This is a genomic window from Spirulina subsalsa CS-330 (assembly GCF_028330765.1).
Taxonomy (GTDB): domain Bacteria; phylum Cyanobacteriota; class Cyanobacteriia; order Cyanobacteriales; family Spirulinaceae; genus Spirulina; species Spirulina subsalsa_A.
The window spans coordinates 1-4,015 of sequence record NZ_JAQMTY010000112.1 but is presented as its reverse complement, the minus strand read 5'-3'; the positions used below and the strand labels follow the sequence as shown (position 1 = coordinate 4,015).

5 protein-coding genes are annotated in these 4,015 nt (G+C 52.4%); 3 read left to right on the top strand and 2 right to left on the bottom strand.

The genetic code is table 11. The features are described from left to right. Window positions 1-328: 328 nt before the first annotated feature. The 3 genes from PN477_RS07550 to pgsA all read left to right on the top strand — a co-directional run bounded on the left by PN477_RS07550 (window position 329) and on the right by pgsA (window position 2,750). A complete protein-coding gene (locus PN477_RS07550) occupies window positions 329-565 on the top strand; it encodes a photosystem II protein, Psb35-related (RefSeq protein WP_272117658.1) in 237 nt (78 codons plus the stop codon). 196 nt (window positions 566-761) lie between these two features. Then, entirely contained in the window at window positions 762-1,895 is a 1,134-nt protein-coding gene (locus PN477_RS07545; RefSeq protein WP_272117660.1) for a hypothetical protein, read from the top strand. A 333-nt stretch (window positions 1,896-2,228) separates the two neighbouring features. Further along, the gene (pgsA, locus tag PN477_RS07540) at window positions 2,229-2,750 is read left to right on the top strand and encodes a CDP-diacylglycerol--glycerol-3-phosphate 3-phosphatidyltransferase (RefSeq protein ID WP_272117662.1); all 522 of its coding nucleotides are present in this window, start codon (window positions 2,229-2,231) and stop codon (window positions 2,748-2,750) included. A 30-nt stretch (window positions 2,751-2,780) separates the two neighbouring features. Here the strand turns inward: pgsA and PN477_RS07535 are convergent, their stop codons facing one another. Both PN477_RS07535 and PN477_RS07530 read right to left on the bottom strand, forming a co-directional pair. Next, a complete protein-coding gene (locus PN477_RS07535) occupies window positions 2,781-3,425 on the bottom strand; it encodes a histidine phosphatase family protein (protein WP_272117664.1) in 645 nt (214 codons plus the stop codon). Between the two features lie 46 nt (window positions 3,426-3,471). Next, on the bottom strand, window positions 3,472-4,015 hold a 544-nt coding region (locus tag PN477_RS07530), incomplete at its 5' end, for a J domain-containing protein (RefSeq protein WP_272147123.1).

Here is a 4,015-nt window from a genome sequence, read left to right as displayed (position 1 = left end):
CCCTTAAAAAGGGGGACTTTGAGCGGCTCCCTTAAAAAGGGGGACTTTGAGCGGCTCCCCCCTTTTTTAAGGGGGGCTGGGGGGGATCACGAGAGTGTTGAAACTTGAAATCGATTTATGTTACGAGCAGTAGCCCCCAGGCGAGGGCATTAAACTCCCTTCTCCCGTGGGAGAAGGGCTGGGGATGAGGGCAATCGAAAAGGCGATCCGCATCCGGATTTGCTGTGATCACTATCACATATCATTTATTTGCAATTTTCACAAAACTTCGTTACATTTATATACATAAGGCGTTACAAACCTAAACAAAAGCAATTCGGAGGTTCCTATGAGCTATCTCGCAATCCTGTTCTCTCTCCTCATCGTTGGCTGGGCCACTGCCGCACTCATCGGGACTCAAGTGTATTTCCGAGGCGAGCAATCCAAGCCCATCCACGAACGCAACTGGAATTCTGACGGGTTTGAACAAGTGGCCCGCTCCGTGACCGGTCGTGAAACGGACTTTAGCGATCGCCGCCCGGCCTACGAAATGGATGCCTACGCCAGCGCCGCGATCAAGTCCTAGGCTGACCTTTACTCTGTAGTCCCGTTAACTCCCATCATCTAGTCTCTCGAAGAGGTGCGATCGCGCCTCTTTTTTTTGGGACCATTAGCAGCGTTTGCAGATGCAGCGAGATCGAAAGGATATGCCACACTGAGGGGAAGATCCGCGATCGTGTTGTGATGGTGCGATCGCCCTGCCTGCGAAATCCGAAAAAACCATGACTACGACCTCCTCTCTCACCGAAATTCTCGACGAGTTTCATAACTTTTGCCGTGAATCCACCCTCAACGCCCTCCGCACCCAAGACATCGAAGTCCGCGAAGCCCTAATCCGCCGCCAAATTCCCCCCCAAAAAGTCCCCCGCCTCGAAAGTACCTACACCATTCTCGTCAAACTCGGTGCAGGCATCACCCTCCGCCCCATTCGCCCCCTGATTATTCGCCAAATTGAGGCCGCTGCCGCCTTTTTACGAGACTTTCAAATTGGGGTGCTCGGCCAACGAACCACCCTGTTTCAACTGTATGAAATTGAAATCTTGATCGAGAAAAACGGCAGGTTAACAGTGGACTACAGCGCCGGTAAATTAATCATTCAAATTCCCGTCTGGCGGCTGCGGGTTTTAAAACGTCCCTTCACCTATCAAGACTTTCGCCAAGCCTGGAATCGGGGTCAACATTTACCCAAACAATCCCCCCTCAATAAAGCCTGGTGGCTGTTGAATCCCCTCGGTGAATTCCGCTCGAACTTAAAATCAACCCTGATTCTCGCCATTCAAAAACAAATCCTCGGTCTTGATAAACTCTTGCTGCGTTTTGGCTTATTAGAAGCCACGAATGAAGAACAGTTAATTATGGGTAATCAAGATCCCTTGGTTCCGAAAAGCTTTCGGCAAGGGGTGATCGCCTATTTAAAAAATGCCGTCAATGAGCAGCGCTTAGGGGTTGATCTAGAACTGGTCTTAGAAAGTAAAGACGATCGCACCCTCCTGCAACTCCTGCGGCAGTATAAAAACAACCTCACCAGCCCCGAAAACATTGAAGAAATTATCGATGTGGCCACCCTTACCCTCCAAGATTCGATCCGACAAGATCAGTCTAGTGTTGATGTGAAGATGTTTGGTTTTGTGAATGTGGGGAATTATCATCGGATTGATGTGGAATTGAATTTAAGCGCGGGATATTGGCGAAAATATGTGGATGTGATTCAGCGCAATGTGGCGATTAAGGCGTTGCAGTTTGGCTTGATTAATGTCTACACCATTGACGATATTACGGTGACTCCGAATTTTCATCGGGGGGTGAAGTTGGATTTTGAAACGGCTGCTTTGGAAAAAACAATGAAAGAGCTTTAACTCATACTGATCACGATTTAAGGTTAGTATCACGACATACGTTAATCGGTGGGTTACGGCGGATTTTCAGATGTAGTTATAGCCTAAATTTTAGCCGCCTAACCCACCCTGCGCTAAAGTATCATTTTGGCTGTGTCACGACACTAGGTAATTTAAGCCGTGGTGCGGATGATGATTTGCACCGTGAGGGGAATCAACCACCCTAAAAACCTGATGCGATCTGACCCGTGGCGACTCAACATTATGCCCTCCGTGTGGAACAATTCAATGAAGTGGCGTGCAGCACAGCCCAATGCGTGAGGCGATCGCCCCCTTCCTTTCACCATCAAGACCTTGAATCTACCCACTTGGATCACTGTTTCTCGCCTCGCTGGTGTGCCGTTTCTGCTCTACTGGCTCTATATTCCCACGGCCTCCCATCGCTGGTGGGCGGTGGGGGTATTTCTCCTCGCCGCTGGGACAGATTGGCTCGATGGCTATCTCGCCCGTCGCCTCAACCAAGTGACAGATTTGGGGAAATTCCTCGATCCCCTGGTGGATAAATTATTGGTGCTTGCGCCACTGTTGAGTTTGGTGGCGATGGGGTTGATTCCGGCCTGGGGGGTGTTTTTGATTTTGGGGCGAGAATTAGCGATCGCAGGCTGGCGGGTGAATCAAACCCAAATTTCCGGGGCGAATCTTTGGGGCAAGGCGAAAACCGTGGTGCAGATTATCGCGATCGCCCTGCTGATCGCCCCCTTATCCCATCCCTGGCCCATCATTGCCCAACTCATTTTTTGGATCGCCGTTCTCCTCACCCTGATCTCTGGCGCGATCTATCTCTGGCCGCGTCCTAGCACTGACCCTTCCCCCTAAGTTCGAGGCGCTCCTCAATTCAAGAGAGTGTCAAATGAGGCGGACTTGGATTTGAGGATGGGTGAGGTGGCTCACGTCGCTGCCGTCGTGAATTAACTGCCACGGGGCATCCTGTCGCTCCAACTGCACTAAACAACAAAGAGAGGCGTGAATCTTGGGGCGATCGCTCAATAACCCCCAGGATGCGCCCACCACCGATGCACCATGGCCCACCAGGAGCAGATTTTCCGCTGGGAACCGGGCCACGATGCGCCGCGCCGCTTCGCCTGCCCGTTCGATCAGTTGGTCTTGGGTTTCGGGGAAGGTGGGCAGAAGACAGGGGGTATAGGTGGGGTCAATTTCGGGGAATTGGGTGGTTAACTCGTCCATGGTGCGGGTTTCGGGCATGGCGGTCATCCATTCCGGATTGAGCCATTCGCTTAAGCCGGGTTCGATGTGGAGGGGTAAGTTGATGACCTGGGCGATTTCGTGGGCGGTTTGGATGGCGCGAAAAAAGGGTGAAACGAGAATGCGATCGATGGGTTCCGATCGCAGCCGTTGGGCGAGTTCTTGGGCTTGGATGATGCCATCGTCAGAAAGGTGCGGGTCGTAGCGGCGTTCAGCGGTAAGAAACCAGTCCGGATTGACGAAATCAATCCGATTTCCGTGACGGGCAATCCAAACAGTTTGGGGCATGGTTTAAGGGAGCGATCGCGTTTTCGTCCTTCACTGTATCGAACTTTTAGGAGGAGACGAAATCATGGCGGGGCTTGAAGGTTTCAATCTCGCGGATCTGGGCGTAGAGGGCTTCCTCTTCCGGGGAGACGCTGGGGGGAATCAGGATTTGAATTTCGACGATTTGATCGCCCCGTTTGTCGCTGTCTTCGAGGGGAAAGCCTTTATTGGCGAGGCGCAATTTTTGCCCCGATCGCACCCCCTTCGGCACATTCATTTTCACCAATCCGTCTAGGGTCGGCACTTCCACCAAGCCCCCTAAAATCGCCTCACTGGGGGTGACCGGCACAGTACAGAGCACATCGCGATCGCGCAGGGAAAAGCGATCGTGGGGGTCTACGGTAATTTTTAAATACAAGTTGCCGCCGTTGATCCCCTGGTTGCGGAGGCGAATTTTTTGGCCGTCGATCATCCCGGCGGGCATTTCCACTTCCAGCGATCGCCCATCATCGAGGCGAATCCGTTCCCGCCCCCCGGTAAAGGCCTTTTCTAAGGGAATGGAGAGATTCGCCTCCACATCGCGGGGACGTTGGCGGGGTTCGGGGCGGGGT

Bases quoted from the DNA above. Each gene is read 5' to 3' on its own strand.
- PN477_RS07550 (WP_272117658.1), top strand. From the start codon at position 329: ATGAGCTATCTCGCAATCCTGTTCTCTCTCCTCATCGTTGGCTGGGCC.
- PN477_RS07545 (WP_272117660.1), top strand. From the start codon at position 762: ATGACTACGACCTCCTCTCTCACCGAAATTCTCGACGAGTTTCATAAC.
- PN477_RS07535 (WP_272117664.1), bottom strand. From the start codon at position 3,425: ATGCCCCAAACTGTTTGGATTGCCCGTCACGGAAATCGGATTGATTTC.